The sequence below is a fragment of the Corallococcus sp. M7 genome (assembly GCF_054512695.1).
The window spans coordinates 4,119,479-4,137,101 of sequence record NZ_CM137252.1; the positions used below are offsets into that span (position 1 = coordinate 4,119,479).

The window sequence follows — 17,623 nt, forward strand, 5'->3', positions numbered from 1 at the left end:
AAAGACAATCCAGTCTTGGGAGGATATCACCATGCGCAGAACCGCTCTTCGTGTTGCCCTTGCCGTCGTCGCCATCTCGTCCACTGCCGCGTTCGCTGATTCCGCGATCGACTGGGAGTCGGGTCTGACGTTCTATGGCAGCGACTACGTGACGCCCGTGGCGAACTTCCCGGTCCCTGACGGCGAGTGCCATGCGTTCCCTGCCACCGCCGGCCTCCTGGTCGGGTGGAGCAACTTCGAGCACGTGATCGCCTACCGGACGGCGGACTGCAGCGGCTATGCGTACGGGCTTGGTACGCTGCGGTCGTTCCAGCCGGGCGAGTTCGCGAGCTTCATCGCCTACTGAGTGGGGCGTCACGACGGATGGGCGCCTCCGTCCATCCGTCGCGGCACCTCAGCGCCGCAGCCGCACCGAAATGGGCAGGTGGTCGGAGGGCTCCTGCTCCGAGGGCAGGGGTGTCCGCTCGTCCAGCGCTGGCTGAGGGTCCGGCGACGCTCGCAGCGCGGCTGGGTGGAAGAGGAAGTCGATGGTCTTGGGGAGGCCATTCGCGTTGCAGGTCGGCTGATGCCGCCCCGCGTAGGCGTCCCGCAGTCCGGCCGCTTCGAACGCCTGGACCAGCGGCTCTCCGGGTTGGGCATTGAAGTCGCCGCACACGACCCACAGGGCCTCTGGATCCTTGCGCACCAGCTCGTCGATCAGCTCGGTGGCCTGCTGCATGCCCTGGTGTTGCTCCACCGGCCGGTCGGGCCGGTCCCAGCGCAGGTGCGTGCAGGCCACGCGCAGCCGCGCTCCGCCGACGTCGAAGTCCACGACCAGCGCCAGGTGCCCGGAGATGCGTCCGTCCTCCAGCCGGTCACTGAAGTGGTGGGCCCGGTGCCCCGGACTCCGCTCCAGGCGGTGGAAGACGGCGCAGCCATCGGGGCGACCTTGCCCCTTCTGGGCCATCACCCCCGTGTATCCGTGCGGCCTCAGGCCCTCCTGGAGCGCGGCGAAGCTACCGGGCTCTACCTCCTGGAGGCAGATGATGTCCGCGTCCAGGTCCACGATGCGGCGGACCAGCAGTGCGTGGCGGCTTCGCGGCCGGAGCAGGTCCGCGGGCGTGTACGGGAACCACTCGGGCTTGACGTAGGCATCCGCCAGGATGTTGTAGGAGGCGATTCGCAGGTCCACCGTCATGCCGCCCATGCTGTCACGAGCGACGGACGCTCGCGCGCGGACGTGAATCTTGCGAGGATCCGCGAGCCCCCTAGGCTTCGCCGACCATGTCCACCCTGTCCCCGCTGCTGGAGCAGTTCAAGGTCCACCTCGAAGGTGAGAAGGGCGCGTCGCCGCACACGGTGCGCAACTACCTCATCGACCTGAAGGACTACGAGCGCTACCTGGTGGAGCGGATGAAGCTGTCGCTGCTCGCGGGCACGCACGCGGCCATCCGTGGCTACCTGGGCACGCTCGCGGTGGACCATGCGCCCACGAGCCGCGCGCGGCGGCTGGCGAGCATCAAGTCGTTCTACAAGTACCTGGTGCGGCAGAAGCTCCTGTCCGCCAGCCCGGCCAAGCTGGTGAAGAGCCCCAAGCTGCCGAAGTCGCTGCCCAAGGTGCTACCGGTGGAGGAGGTGTTCGCCATCCTCGACATGCCGGACGTGGACACGGTGCTGGGGCTTCGCGACAAGGCCATCCTGGAGATGCTGTACGGCGGGGGCCTGCGTATCAGCGAGCTGTGCGGCCTGGACCTGCTGGGCGTGGACCGGAGCAGCCGCATCGTCCGGGTGATGGGCAAGGGCAGCAAGGAGCGGCTGGTGCCGCTCAACGTGAAGGCCATCCGCGCGCTGGAGGCGTACCTCGCCAGACGCGGTGAGCTGCTGGCCGAGCTTCGCGAGGGCCAGGACCCGGACGCGCTCTTCCTCAACTTCAAGGGCGGCCGGCTGACGGCCCGGAGCATCGCGCGGCACCTGGACGCGTATGTGCTGAAGCTGGCCCTGGCGCGCAAGGTGAGCCCGCACGCGATGCGCCACTCGTTCGCCACGCACCTGCTGGGCGGCGGCGCGGACATCCGTAGCATCCAGGAGCTGCTGGGCCACGCGAGCCTGTCCACCACCCAGAAGTACACCCACGTGACTTTCGAACAGTTGCAGGAAGTGTATGACGCCGCCCATCCGCGGGCATGAGTTGGGTTCGATAGCAAACGGCCGTTGAACCCATTCGCGGAACGGGAGTCCGGCGAGCGCGACGCCGGCCTACGGTTTCGGCATGACCGACGAAATGAAGTGCCCCGTCGCGCATGGCAATCGCCGCGCGCGCACGAACGCGCAGTGGTGGCCGGACCAGCTCAACCTGGCGATGCTGCACCAGCATTCCTCGCTGTCGGATCCGATGGTCGAGGACTTCAACTACGCGGCGGAGTTCCAGACGCTGGACCTGGACGCGGTGGTGAAGGACCTGCACGCGTTGATGACCGACTCGCAGGACTGGTGGCCGGCGGACTATGGCCACTACGGCCCGTTCTTCATCCGCATGGCGTGGCACGCGGCGGGCACCTATCGCATCTTCGACGGCCGTGGCGGCGCGCGCTCGGGTGAGCAGCGCTTCGCGCCCCTCAACAGCTGGCCGGACAATGGCAACCTGGACAAGGCGCGCCGCCTGCTGTGGCCCATCAAGCAGAAGTACGGCCGCAAGCTGTCCTGGGCGGACCTGATGATCCTCACGGGCAACGTGGCGCTGGAGTCCATGGGCCTCAAGACGTTTGGCTTTGGCGGCGGCCGGGAGGACATCTGGGAGCCGCATTCCATCGACTGGGGTCCGGAGTCCACCTGGCTGGGCGACGATCGCTACAGCGGTGAGCGTGAGCTCGCGCACCCGCTGGCGGCCGTGCAGATGGGCCTCATCTACGTCAATCCCGAGGGCCCGAACGGCAAGCCGGATCCGGTGGGCTCCGCGCGCGACATCCGCGACACGTTCGCGCGCATGGCGATGAACGACGAGGAGACCGTCGCGCTCGTCGCCGGTGGCCACACCTTCGGCAAGTGCCACGGCGCCGGCCCGGTGCACCACGTTGGCGCGGAGCCGGAAGGCGCGAACATCGAGGAGCTCGGGCTGGGCTGGAAGAGCACCTACGAGAGCGGCATTGGCGAGCACGCCACCACCAGCGGCCTGGAAGGCGCGTGGACGCCCACGCCGACGAAGTGGGACATGACCTACTTCGAGACGCTGTTCGGCTACGAGTGGGAGCTGACCAAGAGCCCGGCCGGCGCGCACCAGTGGAAGCCCGTGGGCAAGAGCGGCGACGGCACCGTGCCGGACGCGCACGTGCCCGGCAAGCGCCACGCGCCCATGATGACCACCGCCGACCTGGCGCTGCGCTTCGACCCTGTCTACGAGCGCATCTCCCGCGACTACATGGCGAACCCGGCGAAGTTCGCCGACGCCTTCGCGCGCGCCTGGTTCAAGCTGACCCATCGCGACATGGGTCCCAAGTCGCGCTACCTGGGCCCGCTGGTGCCGAAGGAGGACCTGCTCTGGCAGGACCCGATTCCGGCCGTCAACCATCCGCTGATCGACGCCGCGGACATCGACGCGCTCAAGGCGGAGGTGCTCGGCTCAGGCCTCTCCATCCAGCAACTGGTCAAGGTGGCCTGGGCCTCGGCGTCGACGTTCCGGGGGAGTGACATGCGCGGCGGTGCGAATGGCGCGCGCATCCGCCTGACGCCGCAGAAGGACTGGGAGTCCAACGAGCCCGCCGAGCTCGCGAAGGTGCTCTCCAGGCTCGAAGCCATCCAGCAGAAGTTCAACGGCGCGCAGCGCGGCGGCAAGCGCGTATCGCTGGCGGACCTCATCGTGCTGGGCGGCACCGCGGCCGTGGAGTCCGCCGCGCGCGACGCCGGCCACAAGGTCACCGTGCCCTTCACGCCGGGCCGCATGGACGCGACGCAGGAGCAGACGGACGTCGAATCGTTCCTGGTGCTCGAACCGGCGGCGGACGCCTTCCGCAACTACGTCCGCGCGGGGGCCGAAGCGACGACCGCCGCCGCGCTCATCGACCGAGCCAGCCTGCTCACGCTCACCGCGCCGGAGATGACGGCCCTGGTGGGCGGCCTGCGCGCGCTGGACGCCAACCACGGCCACACGCCGCACGGCGTGTTCACGAAGCGTCCGGGCAAGCTGACGCCGGACTTCTTCGTGAACCTGCTCGACATGCGCACGGCGTGGAAGCGCTCGGAGAAGGCGCCGAACCTGTTCGAAGGCCGCGACCGTGCCACGGGCGACCTGCGCTGGACGGCGACCATCGCCGACCTCGTCTTCGGCTCGAGCTCGCAGCTGCGCGCCCTGGCGGAGGTCTACGCGGCCCGCGATGGCGAAGCGCACTTCGTGCAGGACTTCATCGCCGCGTGGACCAAGGTGATGAACCTGGACCGCTTCGACCTGCCGGAGAAGAAGACGATCTGAGCGGCGGGGATGCATGGGGCGCCGCCGGCCTGCTCGCCCTGTTTCACAGGGCCAGGCTGGGGGCGTGACGTCGGCGTGTCCGTTGGATTCCGGGTGACGTAGAGTGCCCGCGCGATGGACACCCCCTTCGACGGGGACTCCGCGAACTCCCCCGCGGTCCCCGGCCGAAGGGGGACGCGCCTGAAGGACTGAAACATGAGTGACACCGCCCCGACCGCGGGCCTGGACCGCAGTGCCTCCTCTCGCGCGTCGTCGGTCGCACGGTGGGTGACCGCGCTGCTTGGCCTGGGCGTCATCCTGCTGGTGCTGCGTGGAAGCTCCCTGCCGGCGCCGGTGCCCGCCTCCGCGCCCGGGGAGCGGTTCTCCGCTGAACGTGCCCGCGAACACCTGCGCTTCATCGGCGCTGAACCCCACGCCGTGGGGACGCCCCGGCACGCGGAGGTGCGCGACTACCTTCAAGCGCGCCTTCGCGACGTGGGCGCGGAGGTCCAGGTCCAGCGCGCGCCCGTCTTCGCTCCCGCCCAGGGCATCCCCCGGCCCGCCGCGAACGTGGAGAACGTCGTCGGCCGGCTGCGCGCGAAGGACGGCACGAAGGGCACGACCGTGATGCTGGTGGCCCACTACGACTCCGTGCCCACCGGGCCGGGGGCGTCCGACAACGGCGCGGCCGTCGCGTCCATCCTGGAGGTGGCGCGGGCGCTCCAGCAGGGGCCTCCGCTCGCGGGCGACGTGCTGTTCCTCTTCACCGACGCGGAGGAGCAGCACCTGCTGGGCAGCACGGCCTTCGTGGCCTCCCACCCCTGGGCCCGCGAATCCGGCGTGGTCCTCAACGTGGACGCGCGCGGCAACGCGGGGCCGCTCCTGATGTTCGAGGTCTCCCCGGGCGGCGGCTGGCTCGTGCGCAGGCTCGCAGAGGAGGCCCCGGACGTCGGGGCCGGTTCGCTCTTCACGGCCGTGTATCAGCGGATGAAGAACGCCACGGACTTCACGGCGCTGCGGCAGGGCGGTTGGCAGGGGCTGAACTTCGCCAACGTGGAGGGCACGCAGGCCTACCACTCGCGCAAGGAGACCGTGGACGCGGTCTCCGACGGGCTCCTCCAGCAGCAGGGCGACACGCTGCTCGCGCTCACCCGGCGCATCTCCCGCGAGGCATCCGTGCCGGAGGGCGAGGAGCTCATCTACTTCAACGCGGGCCCGCTGCGCGTCCACTACCCCCGGTCCTGGGCTGTCCCGCTGGCGGTCCTCTGGGGCGGCCTGTTCGTGTTCGCCATCTTCCGGGCGCGCCAGCGCAAGCAGCTGCGCGTGTGGGCCGTGGCGCGGGAGGCGGTCGTGCTGTTGCTCGTGGGCTTCCTGGCCAGCAGCCTCGCGCGGCTCGCGTGGCCGCTCTTGCGCGCCCTCCAGCCCGGCTTCCGCGCCCTCAGCCGCTCGGAGACGCAGGACAACGCGCGCTTCATCCTCGCGGTGGTGCTGTGGGTGATGGCGGCGATGGGCGTCGGGCTGTACCTGCGCCGGCGCGCGCCGGTGATGGAGCTGGCGGCGGGCGGCTGCGTGCCCTGGGCGGTCATCTGCATCGCGGTCAGCATTGTCTTGCCGGGCGCGAGCGCGCTGTTCCTCTGGCCCTTCGCGGGCATGGTCCTGCTGCTCCTGTGGCTGGGAGGCCGGGGGACGGAGCCGCTGCCTCGATGGCATGTGCCCCTGTGGGGGCTGGCGGCGCTGCCGCTCCTGCTGCTGCTGCCCGGCGTGCTGGCGACCTTCTACACGGTGCTGCCGCTGGAGCGGGCCGCGGTGCCTTCCGACCTGCTGATGCTGGGCATCTGCCTGCTCGCGCCCGGCTGGCTGTGGTTGGCGGGCCGGGGGCTGCCGTGGGCCTCGGGTGGAGCCGCACTGCTGGGCCTGGGCCTGCTGGTGTCGCTCGCTGTCGGTCAGCGCTTCGACGCGCGAAACCCGCGCCCCACGGGCCTGCTGTACCTGGTGGACGCGGACGCGAAGACGGCGCGCTGGGTGTCCTCGGATCCCGAGCTCAATGATTGGACGCGCGCGTACCTGGGTGGAGACCCGAAGCGGGAGGCCGTGGACGCGCTGCCGGAGGTGAAGGGACCGTTCTGGAACGCGCCCGCGCCTACGCCAGGGGGGGAGTTGCGAGGGCCCGCGGTCGAAATGCGCATGGAGGCAGGGGAGGGTGGGCGCCGGAAGGTGTCGCTCCACATCACCCCGTCCCATCCGGACGCGGCCTTCGTGGACGTGCAGGTGCTGCCCGGAGACGCGGTGGTCTCGGCGCGGCTCGCGGGCCAGCAGGCCCCGGGCGACACGCTGCGAACCCGCAACGCGGCCCAGGGCGTGCTGTTTCGCTACTGGGTGCCGTCCTCCGGAGGCTTCGATCTGGAGCTGGAGCTGACGGCCGGCGGCAGCCCCACCGTGAGGGTGGGCGAGCACACCTACGCGGTGCCTGCGTCGGTGACGCAGGGGCTTCCCGCGCGCCCGGAGGACAGCATGCCGGTGCCCTTCGGTGAGGGACTGGACGAGGGCACGCGAGTGACGCGGACGCTGCGGCTGGAGGCCGCGGCGACGCAGGTCTCTCCCGGCCCCACGCCCTAGTTCTTGCAGACCTTGCAGCCGATGCCGCAAGACGAGGAGATGGTGCAGCAATAGCCGGGGCTGGGCGTGCAGCAGTACCGCCAGCCGCCACACGTCACGCAGCAGGTGATGCCCTGGTTGGCGGGCGCGGCCAGCGGGTTGAAGTCCAGCGGCTTCTCCTCGATGGTCGTCACCGCGACGTTGAACGTGGCGCGCAGGCCCCGGTGGATCTGTCCGTCGGTGCGGGCCTCCACGACCTCGATGGGGGCGGCCGAGTCCTGGTCATAGGCGTTGTAGATCTTGTAGCGCACGGTCTGCGGCCCGGTGACCTCCGGCACGATGCGATAGGCGAGCTTCCGCGTCTCGTTGGTGGCGCTGAAGCCCTGGCCATCCACCGCGCGGACGACCGCGCTCTCCCCGGTCTCACTGTAGACCGTCATGGTGATGATCTTCTTGTCGCTGGCGGCCTCAGCACTGCCCACCAAGAAGAACAACCCCACCAGGCCCAGCAGCCTCGCAGCCGTCTTGAACATTCGCGTCTCCTTGTTTCGGGTTACGCCCTCAAGACGCCCGCGGAATGCCTGTCTTTGAGCCGGTGCACCACCGGTCAGGGACTGTCGCCGGGATACGACACTGCACGGCCCTCCCATCCGTCAGCCAGCGGCCCCTCTTCGAGCCTCCTGCGCTCTGGAACAATCCCGTGTCTTCGGAATGTCTGACACGCTCCGGGTACGGGTGGGTGTCGCACGACACGTATTGATTCATGCCGTGAGCCCATGTCACTCTTCTCTGGCCTCAAAGCGAACCCCTCACATCTGGAGAGTCAATGCGAGTACAGGGAACCCTTGGACTGCTGACGATGGGTCTGTTTGCGCTGGGCTGCGGCGGAGTGGACGCGGAAGTGCCCATGGATGAAACCGTGGCGGCCCAGGACCAGGCGCTCTACGACTGTGAGCCGGGGGATGAGGGGTACCCCGTCTGGGAATGCACGCAGATTGACGAGTGCGGCGGCCGCTGGGGCAATCTCATGCGGTACTACTGCTACAGCCCCTCGACGGGTGGCTACTATCCCGGCGGCGTCATCACCTACAACTGCGGTGACTGTTACTGACAACGGCTCACCTGGAGGCCGGGCATCCGCGCGGGGCGGGTGCCCGTCTCACTCAGCTCAAGGCACCGTCACCGTCACCGCGTTGCTGCGGCGGCTGTTGCCCGCGCGGTCGGAGGCAATGGCCACGATCGTGTGCGTGCCCGACTTGCCCGTGGTGTCCCACGTCCGGGTGAACGGGTTGCCGGCCCCGATGAAGTATGTCGCCACGCCGTCGATCTCGAAGATGACCTGGAGCAGCGCCTGGCTGTCGCTCGCGTTGGCGGTCAGCGTGACATTGCCGCTGACCACCGCCCCGTTGGCGGGCGACGTGAGGACGGACGTGGGCAGCTGATTGTCGACGATGAGGCTGCGGGTGCTCATCTGGACGTTGCCCGCGTTGTCCGTGGCGCGAAGCGCCAGCGAGTAGGGGCGGTTGCCCAGCACCCGCGTGTCCCAGGTGAAGTTGTAGGTGTAGTCGGAGTAGCCGGGCGCCGTGGCCTTGACGACCCCTTCCTGCATGAACTCCGTCTGCGCCACACCCGAGAGGCTCTGGTCCGTCACCGTCCAGCCCACGGTGACGATGCCGCGCACGTAGTACTGGCTCATGGGGTTGTACTGGGGCACCCCGAGGTTCACCACCGGCGCGAAGTTGTCCACCAGCACCGTCACGGCGCTGGACGTCGTCGAGTTACCGGCCGCGTCGAAGGCCTGTGCCGTCAGCGTGTGGTTGCCGGAGGTCGCGCCCGTGGTGTTCCAGTTCACGCTGAAGGGCGCGGCGATGGAGGACCCGATGAGGGTCGCGCCGTCGTAGAAGTCCACCTGCGTGACGCCCACGTCATCGGAGGCGTTCGCCGTGACCACGTACGTGCCACGCAGGAAGCTGGCCGGGGCCGGTGAGCTGATCGCGACGGTGGGCGGCGTGGTGTCATCGGGCAGCAGGGCGCGCGCCTGGGGGCGTGGGTTCGGCGAAGCCGCGGCGGCCCGGCCCTGGCCCGGGGATGCCGTGATGCGGTCGGTGAGCGCCTGGAGCTCCACCTTGAACGCCTCGGAGCCCGGCGTCCGCGAGGCCAGCTCCTGCCAGCGCTGCGTCCACTCCCGGGCCTCCGCCGGAGTCCGCGCCGCCAGGGCGTAGCTCAGCGTGACGGTGAGGCCCAGCGGATTGCCGCTCGCGTCCACGCCGCCAAAGACGAAGCGGCCCTCGCCGGCGCTGCCGCGCGCTACGTCGAGCGCTGCCGGCTGATGGACGATGGACTCCAGCCGCAGTGGCGCCTTCGCCAGGTCCAGCGAACCGTCCGCCAGCGTCGGCCACGTCTCGAGCAGCCGCGCGACGAGCGACTGCGTGGGGGCGTCCTGCCCCGCCCACCGCGGGAGGTTGTCGCGCACGAAGTCGGAGGGCGCCACCGGGCCGCTCATCGCGGTCACCAGCCGGTTGAAGCTCCACGCCGTGCTCGCCGGGTCGTTCAGCACCGCCGCGTCCTGGATGACGACCTGGGACGGGGTGTTCTCCTGGGGGGTGGGGAGCTCGCCACAACCCGCGGAAAGCCATGCACCTGCACCGACCAACGCGATGGCGAGGCGACGGAACCTTCTCGAATGCATGCTCATTGGGGGTGTTCCTTTCGGAGCGCGGCGCCTGCGAAGAGGCGGCACCGGCGGAGACGCAATATCAGACTCCGCCAGGCTTCAGGGAGAGCCAGCGTTTACGCGTTCCCGGGTGTCCAAGGACTCGCCGCCCGTTTGAGAACTGCGGCCCGGCGCGTGCCGGGCCGCAGGAAAATCTCAATGGCAGTAACACTCCGTGCGGGTGCACCAGCCAGAGCTGAAGCCCATTTCGATGCACTGCTCGATGCAGGCGGAACATTCATACGGCGCGGAAGTATCTGGGGGCGTGGCAAGGGCCTGCGTTGCGCTGAATGACAAGACAGCGCCCGTGGCAACGGCGAGCAAGGTCTTTCCCGCCTTCTTCATGAAGTCAATCATAGACACCTTTCGGAATGGGGTGACACCGCTGCGGACAGCCACCGCAGGCTATCCCACCGCCAGTCCCCGCGGCACCGTGGGCTCGAGCGCGGCGTGGAGGCGGAGCGCGGCGTCTCCCACCTCCTTCCTCCAGGCCATCCGCCAGGGCCGCTTCAAGGGCCCGGTCGTGAGCCGCTTCACGACGAGGTCGCCCTTGCCCAGGTGAGGGGTGGTGATCCACTCGGAGAGCACCGCGACGCCCAGGCCCGCGCGGGCCACGTCGAGGATGGCCTCCGTGAGCGGCAGCCGCTCCACGCGGAGCCGGGGCCGCTCGCGGCCGAAGACCTGCGTCGTGAACCAGTGCGACTCCGCCGCGGGCGTCTGCCCCGTGAGCAGGGTGTTCTCGCGGAGGTCTTCCCGGGTGAGCGCCCGGCGGGACGCCAACGGGTGCGACGCGGCCACCACGAAGATGATCTCGTCCGAGAAGAGCGGCCGGCTCTCCAGCCCGGCGCGAGGGACGGCGGACGTCGTGAGCAGCGCCACGTCCAGCTCTCCGGCCACCAGGGCGGAGACGGGGTCCTGGGTGTGCTCCACCGCCAGGGACAGGTGCAGGCCCGGCAGGCTCTTACGCAGCGTCACCAGCGCGGACGGCAGCCAGTGGTAGGCAGTGTAGCACTCGCACACGAGGCGCAGGCGGATGGCCGGGGCCACCGGCGCCCGCACGCGATGCTCCAGGTCGCCCAGCTCCACCAGGAGCCGCGTGGCGCCCGCGACGAGCTCCTGCCCCGCGGGCGTGGGCACGAGCCCGCGCGGGGTCCGGTCGAAGAGCCGCGTGCCCAGCCGCTCCTCCGCCGCGAGCAGCGCGCGGCTCACCGCCGGCTGCGTGAGGTGCAGCGCGGCCGCGGCCCTGGCGGTGGTTCCGGCGGAGGCCAGGGCCAGCACCACGCGCAGGTCGCGCACGTCGAGGCGGGGGGAGGGCGGGGCGATGTCATCCATGCATCGAGCCTATGCCAACGATGCGTTGGACGCATCCCTTCCGGAAGCGGAGAGTGGCCCTCGCTTTTCCCGCGAAGGTCCACGCACGACGTCCTGGAGGACATCCCATGCAGCTCTACTTCTCTCCCCTGGCCTGCTCCGTCGCGACCCGCATCTGCTTCTACGAGGCGGGCACGGAGGCGACGTACATCGAGGTCGACTCGAAGACGAAGCGCACGCTCGATGGGCGCGACTACCTGGAGGTGCATCCCCTGGGGCTCGTCCCCGCGCTCCGCACGGACGACGGAGACGTGCTCACGGAGAATGCCGCCATCCTGCAATACCTGGCCGGGGCGCTGCCGCAGGCGGACCTCGCGCCGGCCGACAGCCGGGGGCGCGTGCGGCTCCAACAGTGGCTGTCCTTCATCGGCACGGAGCTGCACAAGGCGACGTTCTTCCCGCTCCTCGACACGTCGTCGACTGAAGGCGCCAGGAGTTATGCCCTGGAGAAGGGGGCCGCGCGGCTCGCCTACCTGGAGAAGCACCTCACCGGACGTGAGTTCCTCCTGGAGCACTTCAGCGTCGCGGACGCGTACCTGGTGACGGTGCTCGGCTGGCACGTGGCGACGCCCATCGACCTGAAGAAGTGGCCCGCGCTCAGCGCCTACTTCACGCGCCTGCAGAAGCGGCCCAGCGTCGCGAAGGCCTTCTCCGAGGAGCGGGCGCTCTACATGGCCCAGCTCGAGAAGCGCAAGACGACCCCGTGACGGCGGGCCGCGACAACTCCCTCCACCTCCTCCGGAAGCGACGGAGGAGGGGAGGGAGTCTTCAGCCTTCGACGGTGGGTCCGTCAGGCCAGCGGCTGGGTGCCGCCGACGCCGTTCTTGATCTCCTTGCGCACCGCCTCGGCGACGCGCTCGCGGACCATGCTCGCCATGCGCTCGCGGAGGTCCTCGCCCACGCGCTCGCGGATGGCGGACACGAGGGTCTCCGTGTCGACCGGGCCGGGGCCCTGCGCGGGGTAGCCGCCCATGTGCTGCTCACCGTACCCGCCCCGCATCGCGTGGCCCATCCCGCCCATGGCGCCCATCGACTCGCGGAGGGCGTCACCCAGGCGGTCGCGCAGCGCCTCCTGGAGGTGCTCGCGGAGGTTGCTGGACAGCCGCTCGTGGAGCGCGTCGACCAGGCGCCCGCGGAGCGCCTCGGCGATGCGCTCGGGGTCCATCATCCCCATGCCCTGGGGCTGGAAGCCCATCATGCCCTGGGTGCGCTCGGTCATCCGGGCGCGCAGCTCGTCGCCCAGACGCTCGCGCAGCGCGTCGCGCACGCGCTCCCGCAGGCCGGTCTGGACGCGCTCACGCAGGGTGTCCGCGACGCGGTCGCGCAGGGTGTCCGCCAGGCGCTCCGGGTCGATCTGCCCCATCTGCACCCGGCGCTCGGACAGCGCGGAGCGCAGCATGTCCGTCAGCCGCTCCTTCATCGCCTCGCGGATGCGCTCGCGCACGACGGTGTGGATGCGCTCGGACACGGCGTCGGCAAGCCGGGTGCGGAGGGTGTCGGCGATGCGCTCGGGGTCCATCATCCCCATGCCGCCCATGCCCTCCATGCCCATCCTGCGCTCCATCATCGCGGAGCGCAGCGCCTCGCCCAGCCGCTCGCGCATGGCGTCGCGAACGCGCTCGCGCACCACGTTGCCCACGCGGTCGCGCAGGGCGTCCTCCAGCTTGATGCGCACGCGCTCGGCGATGCGCTGCGGGTCGAAGTGCCCGTGCCCCTGCTGCATGCTCATCCAGTTCTCGGCCAGGGCGGTGCGCAGCGCCTCGCCCATCCGCTCGCGGAGCACCTCGCGGGCGCGCTCGTGCACGCCGCTCACGATGCGCTCATGGATGACGTCGGCGAGGCGGTTGTGGATGGCCTCGGCGATCTGCTCCGTGTCGAACGGCATCCCGGCCCCGACCCCTTCCCCCTGCGGCATGTTCATCTGCATGCGCTCACGCAGCGCACCGCGAAGCGCATCGCTGACGCGCTCGCGGATCTCCGTGCCAATCCGCTCCTCCAGACCGGACACGACGCGCTCGTGCACGGCGTCGACGATCCGGGCCTTCAGGGCGTCGGCGAACATCTGCTGCCCCTGCATGGAGAACTGTTCCTGGTTCATTCAGCTGCCTCGTGGGTACCGCGGGTAGTACGGCGGGCGCGGAAGGTTCTGGCCCGCCGCGCGAGGCGAATGGATAGAGCCAGTGGCCCGGCGCGAATACAGGGCCCGGGTCTCGCGCGAGGGTTGGCGCAGGCATTCCAGGCCGTGCTCGCGGGAGGGGCAGGCGTGCACACCAGCCAATGGTGAACTGTGCGCCCTCCCGGCCATGCAGGCATGGGCCATAGCCCCGTGGAAGTCCTGGGGGTTGCGCGGCGTTTGTTGCCGGAATGAGTCAGTCCTTGCGGTGCGATAGAGCCCGCCCGGCCGTCTGGTTGGGGGCGCTCCTGCTGCTCGGGCCCCTGACCGGGTGCCCGATCATGGCGAGCTATTCCGACGCGGAGGGGCCTCGATATAGCGGGGACTTCCGGCCCGTGCAGCCGGTCGCCGTGGAGGCTCCCTCCTCGGTCACCGTGGTGACGTACAACCTCGCCTTCGCCGAGCAGGTCACCGAGGCGGTGACGTCCCTGTCGAGCCCTCCTCTCTCCAACGCGGACGTCATCGCGATGCAGGAGATGGATGCTCCCGCCGTGGAGCGGATCGCCCGGGAGCTGGGGCTGTCCTACGTCTACTACCCCGCCTCCGTGGCCAAGGACGGGGATGACTTCGGCAACGCCGTGCTGAGCCGGTGGCCCATCACCGCGGACCAGAAGATCAACCTTCCCCACGACGACCCGTATCACCAGCAGCACCGCATCGGGGTGGCCGCGACGGTGGACATCCGGGGGACCCCCTTCCAGGTGGTCTCCGTGCACGGCGCGACCCCCATCGTCGGGCTGGGCGCGCGGTTGGATCAGGCGGAGACCGTCATCCACGCGGTCGAAGGCGGGGCGCCGTCGCAGGTCATCGCCGGCGACTTCAACACCTCCGACCCGGGGAGCCTGACGCAGACCGTGAAGCTGTTCTCGCAGTGGGGCTTCCAGTGGGCCTCCGAAGGGGTGGGGGACACCGTGGACTCCGTCATCGGCGGCCTGCCGCTCGACTCCGTCTTCGCCCGGGGGCTCACCCCCGTGGATCGCGGCGTGGACAAGCGTCCCTCCGGCAGTGACCACCAGCCGGTCTGGGTGCGCTTCGCATGGCCGCAGTGATGCCGAGGCCTCTCCTGCGGACCCTGTGGCTGGGGGCGCTGCTCCTCTGCGCTCCCGGCTGTCTGAGCGGAGCGCGCAACCTGGGCGCGGCGACGACCCCCGTGGGGACGACCGAGGTCGGCGTCTCCGTGAACACGATCGCCTTCGAGCGCGGCCGGGAGCGGGCCTACCTCCCCAACCCCGAGCTCACCTTCCGCAAGGGCGCCGGCGAGAACTGGGACTGGGGCGGCCGCCTCACCTTGCTGGGCCTGGAGCTGGGGACCCGGCACCGGCTGATGGAGCGCTCCCCCTGGACCGTGTCCGTCGCCCCGAGCGCGGGCGTCTGGTACGTGCCCGTCACCAACAACTCCACGGAGCCCGTCAACCTCCGCCTGGGAGCCCAGACGCTGGTCGACTACCGGATCAACGCTCGGTGGACCCTGACCGGCGGCGCGTCGCTGATGGGCGCCTTCGCGGGCCCGCTCACGGTCTTCCAGGGCAGGCTCGCCGGCTCGAGCCTGATGGTCGCGCCGGGCGGTTCGCTGGGCGTGGCGTACCGGCTCAATCCCTCGCTGGAGTTGCGGGCGGAAGGTGGCCTCGAGCTTCCGTTCGACGTGAGGGACGGCCGCCGTCAGCCGACCGGTTACGCCGGGCTGACGCTGCGCTGGGGACGCACCTCGCGTCGCTGACGGAGGAAGCCGCGCTCGGCCCTCTCCGGCTGGGGTGTCGCGTGCAATGCGACAGCGGTCCATGGCCTCGGGACGGGTGGCCGGAAAGAGGGGAGGCACCAGCTTGCGCCCACTCTTTTCGCACCCGTTGGAGGGGGCCCCATGTCCTTGCCGCGCCGCTGGCCGGATCCATTCGCCATCTGTCTTTGCTTCGGGCTGGGCTGGGTGTTGCTGGCGGGGACCGGGCTCCGGAGCCCGCCTCGCGGGTCCTGCCGGGGGGCTTCACGTCCGAGCTCGTCGTGGGCGGCCTGCACTACCCCACGACGTTCGCGCACCTGCCGGATGGCCGCATCCTCGTCGCGGAGAAGGCGGGGGTGGTCCGGCTGGTCAAGGACGGCGCCCTGGTGCCCACGCCCTTCCTCGACGTCAGCGCGCGGGTGAACAGCCACCATGACCGGGGCCTGCTGGGGCTCGCGGTGGACCCCGCCTTCGCGCAGAACGGCTACGTCTACCTGCTCTACACTCACGACGATGATGCGACGGACGACGACGGGCCGAAGACGTCGCGCCTGGCCCGGTACACGGCGGTCGGGGACACGGCCTCGCCCGGCAGCGAGTCGGTGCTGCTGGGCACCGCGGTGGCCGGCTCCTGCAAGGACCTGCCTCCCGGCTCCGACTGCATCCCCTCGGACAGCGCATCGCACTCCGTGGGCAACATCCGGTTCGCGCCGGATGGCACCCTCTTCGTGTCGTTGGGAGACGGGGCCCGCTTCGACGCCGTGGATGACGACGCGCTGCGGGCGCAGGACCTGGACTCGCTGGCGGGCAAGCTTCTGCGCGTCTCACGCACCGGCCAGGGCCTGGCGTCGAATCCGTTCTGGAATGGGAATGGCCAGGACAACCGCTCGAAGGTGTGGGCGCTGGGGCTGCGCAATCCGTACCGCTTCAACCTGCGGCCGGGCACCGCCACGCCCTACGTGGGCGACGTCGGCTGGGGCGACCACGAGGAGATCAACGTCGCGTCCCCGGGCGCGAACTTCGGCTGGCCCTGCTACGAGGGCCCCGGACGCCAGCGCGGCTACGAGCCCAAGGCCGTGTGCCAGGCGCTGTATGCCAGGGGACCGGACGCGGTGCGGCCTCCGCTGTACTCCTGGACGCATGCCGAGGGCCAGACGGTCACGGGCGGTGCCTTCATCCAGGACCCGTCGTTCCCGGCGCAGTGGCGGGGCGCCTACTTCTTCGCGGACTACACCCAGAAATGGATCCGCGCGCTGCGGGTGGACGCCAATGATCAGCTCGTGCCGGACAGCGTGGCGACCTTCGCCACCGAGGCGGGCGGAGTCGTCGACCTGAGCAGCGGGCCGGGCTCCCAGCTCTACCTCGTGGACATCCTCGCAGGGGAGCTGCGCCGCATCCGCTACCCGGGCACCAACACGCCGCCGGTCGCGGTGGCATCTGCGACGCCGCGCGAAGGCGGGCCGCCCCTGCGGGTGTACTTCTCCAGCGCCGGCTCCCGCGACACGGACGGCGACACGCTCCAGTACGTGTGGGACTTCGGTGACGGCAACTCCGTGTCGGGCGTGGCGAACCCGGAGCACCTGTACGAGGTGGCCGGCCTCCACGTGGCCCGGCTGACCGTCAGCGACGGACACGGCGGCAGCAGCACGGCCTCCGTGCGCATCTCCGTGGGGAACCTGGCGCCGGTGGTGTCCATCCACGCGCCGTCGGAGACGTTCCGCTTCAAGGTGGGGGACGTGGTGACGTTCGCGGGCTCGGCGAGCGACGCGGAGGACGGCGCCATCCCCGCGGAGCGCATGGCGTGGACCCTCACGCTGGTGCACTGCACGCCGGGCGCGTGCCACTCCCATCCCTACGCCGAGGGACAGGGCCCCAGCGGATCCTTCACCGTCCCGGACCACGGCGACGACGTGCGCTTCGGGCTGACGCTGACCGCGACGGACTCCGCGGGGCTGATGGGCAGCCGGACGGTGACGCTGTTGCCCCTGAAGGTGCAGGTGGTGCTGGAGACGTCGCCTCCCGGGCTGGAGGTGGTGTTCGACGGGACGGCCAGCCCGTCACCGCTGGTGCGCTCCGTGGTCGCGGGCTCCTCGCACGCGCTCTTCGCGCCGTCACCCCAGGGCCCCTACGGCTTCATCGGCTGGTCGGACGGCGGGGCCGCGGAGCACACCCTCCAGGTGGGCACGGAGGACGTGGGCGTCACGGCCTTCTTCGAACCCGTCGCGCCCGCGGAGTGTCCGGCGGGGCAGTACCGGGCGGAGTACTTCACCAACCGGGAGCTGGCGGGGGTCCCGGTGCTGGTGCGCTGCGAGGGGGCACCGCTGATGCACTACTGGTGGGCGGGCATCCCCGCGCCAGGCGTGGGCGCGGATGACTTCTCCGTGCGCTGGACGGGGCGCTTCTACTTCGCGACGGGCCTGTACTTCTTCATGGCCCAGGCGGATGACGGCATCCGGGTCTTCGTGGATGGCAGCCGCATCATCAATGGCTGGAGGGACCAGTCCTCCACCAGCTACGTCCAGGCGCGCTGGATGCGCGCCGGTGAGCACTCCGTCGTCGTCGAGTACTACGAGCACGACGGTGACGCCGTGGCCGGGCTCCGGTGGTTCCGCTAGCCCGGCGAAAGCGCTCGTGATC

Annotated in this window: 14 protein-coding genes; 9 read left to right on the top strand and 5 right to left on the bottom strand. The window is 70.4% G+C overall.

The genetic code is table 11. The annotated features are described in order from the left end of the window. Positions 1-31: 31 nt before the first annotated feature. On the top strand, positions 32-346 hold the full coding sequence (locus ACX114_RS16850; RefSeq protein ID WP_459299111.1) for a hypothetical protein: 315 nt from the start codon (positions 32-34) through the stop codon (positions 344-346). Positions 347-394: 48 nt separating this feature from the next. Here ACX114_RS16850 and ACX114_RS16855 read toward each other — a convergent pair whose 3' ends face one another. Beyond that, complete coding sequence (locus tag ACX114_RS16855; RefSeq protein WP_459299112.1) at positions 395-1,177, bottom strand: endonuclease/exonuclease/phosphatase family protein; 783 nt, start codon at positions 1,175-1,177, stop codon at positions 395-397. Between the two features lie 86 nt (positions 1,178-1,263). Here ACX114_RS16855 and ACX114_RS16860 point away from each other — a divergent pair, with 86 nt between their 5' ends. The 3 genes from ACX114_RS16860 (at position 1,264) to ACX114_RS16870 (ending at position 7,036) form a co-directional block, all read left to right on the top strand. Further along, positions 1,264-2,166 carry a tyrosine recombinase XerC gene (locus tag ACX114_RS16860; protein ID WP_128796727.1) on the top strand — a complete coding sequence of 301 codons (903 nt, stop codon included), beginning with the start codon at positions 1,264-1,266 and terminating at the stop codon, positions 2,164-2,166. An 82-nt stretch (positions 2,167-2,248) separates the two neighbouring features. Beyond that, positions 2,249-4,441, top strand: coding sequence for a catalase/peroxidase HPI (gene katG / locus ACX114_RS16865; protein ID WP_459299113.1), 2,193 nt, complete (start codon positions 2,249-2,251; stop codon positions 4,439-4,441). Between the two features lie 195 nt (positions 4,442-4,636). Further along, positions 4,637-7,036, top strand: a complete 2,400-nt coding sequence (locus ACX114_RS16870) for a M20/M25/M40 family metallo-hydrolase (protein WP_459299114.1) — start codon at positions 4,637-4,639, stop codon at positions 7,034-7,036. On the opposite strand, the gene ACX114_RS16875 is transcribed toward ACX114_RS16870, so the two are convergent. Beyond that, the gene (locus ACX114_RS16875) at positions 7,033-7,548 is read right to left on the bottom strand and encodes a hypothetical protein (RefSeq protein ID WP_459299115.1); all 516 of its coding nucleotides are present in this window, start codon (positions 7,546-7,548) and stop codon (positions 7,033-7,035) included. The genes ACX114_RS16870 and ACX114_RS16875 overlap by 4 nt on opposite strands. A gap of 326 nt (positions 7,549-7,874) precedes the next feature. Between ACX114_RS16875 and ACX114_RS16880 the strand changes: the two genes are divergently transcribed. After that, positions 7,875-8,126 (top strand): hypothetical protein, encoded by a 252-nt coding sequence (locus tag ACX114_RS16880; protein ID WP_459299116.1) that lies wholly within the window; start codon positions 7,875-7,877, stop codon positions 8,124-8,126. 57 nt (positions 8,127-8,183) lie between these two features. Here the strand turns inward: ACX114_RS16880 and ACX114_RS16885 are convergent, their stop codons facing one another. Continuing rightward, positions 8,184-9,710: an Ig-like domain-containing protein gene (locus tag ACX114_RS16885; protein ID WP_459299117.1), complete on the bottom strand. Its 1,527-nt coding sequence runs from the start codon at positions 9,708-9,710 to the stop codon at positions 8,184-8,186. 423 nt (positions 9,711-10,133) lie between these two features. Beyond that, positions 10,134-11,060: a LysR family transcriptional regulator gene (locus ACX114_RS16890; protein WP_459299118.1), complete on the bottom strand. Its 927-nt coding sequence runs from the start codon at positions 11,058-11,060 to the stop codon at positions 10,134-10,136. Positions 11,061-11,167: 107 nt separating this feature from the next. Between ACX114_RS16890 and ACX114_RS16895 the strand changes: the two genes are divergently transcribed. Then, a complete protein-coding gene (locus ACX114_RS16895) occupies positions 11,168-11,806 on the top strand; it encodes a glutathione binding-like protein (protein ID WP_459299119.1) in 639 nt (212 codons plus the stop codon). Positions 11,807-11,889: 83 nt separating this feature from the next. On the opposite strand, the gene ACX114_RS16900 is transcribed toward ACX114_RS16895, so the two are convergent. Then, positions 11,890-13,197 carry a hypothetical protein gene (locus tag ACX114_RS16900; RefSeq protein ID WP_459299120.1) on the bottom strand — a complete coding sequence of 436 codons (1,308 nt, stop codon included), beginning with the start codon at positions 13,195-13,197 and terminating at the stop codon, positions 11,890-11,892. 356 nt (positions 13,198-13,553) lie between these two features. Between ACX114_RS16900 and ACX114_RS16905 the strand changes: the two genes are divergently transcribed. The 3 genes from ACX114_RS16905 (at position 13,554) to ACX114_RS16915 (ending at position 17,601) form a co-directional block, all read left to right on the top strand. Further along, entirely contained in the window at positions 13,554-14,321 is a 768-nt protein-coding gene (locus ACX114_RS16905) for an endonuclease/exonuclease/phosphatase family protein (RefSeq protein ID WP_459299121.1), read from the top strand. Continuing rightward, a complete protein-coding gene (locus ACX114_RS16910) occupies positions 14,321-14,989 on the top strand; it encodes a hypothetical protein (protein ID WP_459299122.1) in 669 nt (222 codons plus the stop codon). The genes ACX114_RS16905 and ACX114_RS16910 overlap by 1 nt, the downstream gene beginning before the upstream one ends. A gap of 278 nt (positions 14,990-15,267) precedes the next feature. Beyond that, a complete protein-coding gene (locus ACX114_RS16915) occupies positions 15,268-17,601 on the top strand; it encodes a PQQ-dependent sugar dehydrogenase (RefSeq protein WP_459299123.1) in 2,334 nt (777 codons plus the stop codon). The last annotated feature ends 22 nt before the right edge of the window (positions 17,602-17,623 follow it).

What these genes read in the sequence shown, in the direction of transcription:
- ACX114_RS16860 (WP_128796727.1), top strand. Translation starts at nt 1,264, where the DNA reads ATGTCCACCCTGTCCCCGCTGCTGGAGCAGTTCAAGGTCCACCTCGAA.
- ACX114_RS16885 (WP_459299117.1), bottom strand. Translation starts at nt 9,710, where the DNA reads ATGAGCATGCATTCGAGAAGGTTCCGTCGCCTCGCCATCGCGTTGGTC.
- katG (WP_459299113.1), top strand. Translation starts at nt 2,249, where the DNA reads ATGACCGACGAAATGAAGTGCCCCGTCGCGCATGGCAATCGCCGCGCG.
- ACX114_RS16890 (WP_459299118.1), bottom strand. Translation starts at nt 11,060, where the DNA reads ATGGATGACATCGCCCCGCCCTCCCCCCGCCTCGACGTGCGCGACCTG.
- ACX114_RS16880 (WP_459299116.1), top strand. Translation starts at nt 7,875, where the DNA reads ATGGGTCTGTTTGCGCTGGGCTGCGGCGGAGTGGACGCGGAAGTGCCC.
- ACX114_RS16875 (WP_459299115.1), bottom strand. Translation starts at nt 7,548, where the DNA reads ATGTTCAAGACGGCTGCGAGGCTGCTGGGCCTGGTGGGGTTGTTCTTC.
- ACX114_RS16850 (WP_459299111.1), top strand. Translation starts at nt 32, where the DNA reads ATGCGCAGAACCGCTCTTCGTGTTGCCCTTGCCGTCGTCGCCATCTCG.
- ACX114_RS16910 (WP_459299122.1), top strand. Translation starts at nt 14,321, where the DNA reads ATGCCGAGGCCTCTCCTGCGGACCCTGTGGCTGGGGGCGCTGCTCCTC.
- ACX114_RS16905 (WP_459299121.1), top strand. Translation starts at nt 13,554, where the DNA reads ATGGCGAGCTATTCCGACGCGGAGGGGCCTCGATATAGCGGGGACTTC.
- ACX114_RS16900 (WP_459299120.1), bottom strand. Translation starts at nt 13,197, where the DNA reads ATGAACCAGGAACAGTTCTCCATGCAGGGGCAGCAGATGTTCGCCGAC.
- ACX114_RS16895 (WP_459299119.1), top strand. Translation starts at nt 11,168, where the DNA reads ATGCAGCTCTACTTCTCTCCCCTGGCCTGCTCCGTCGCGACCCGCATC.
- ACX114_RS16870 (WP_459299114.1), top strand. Translation starts at nt 4,637, where the DNA reads ATGAGTGACACCGCCCCGACCGCGGGCCTGGACCGCAGTGCCTCCTCT.
- ACX114_RS16855 (WP_459299112.1), bottom strand. Translation starts at nt 1,177, where the DNA reads ATGACGGTGGACCTGCGAATCGCCTCCTACAACATCCTGGCGGATGCC.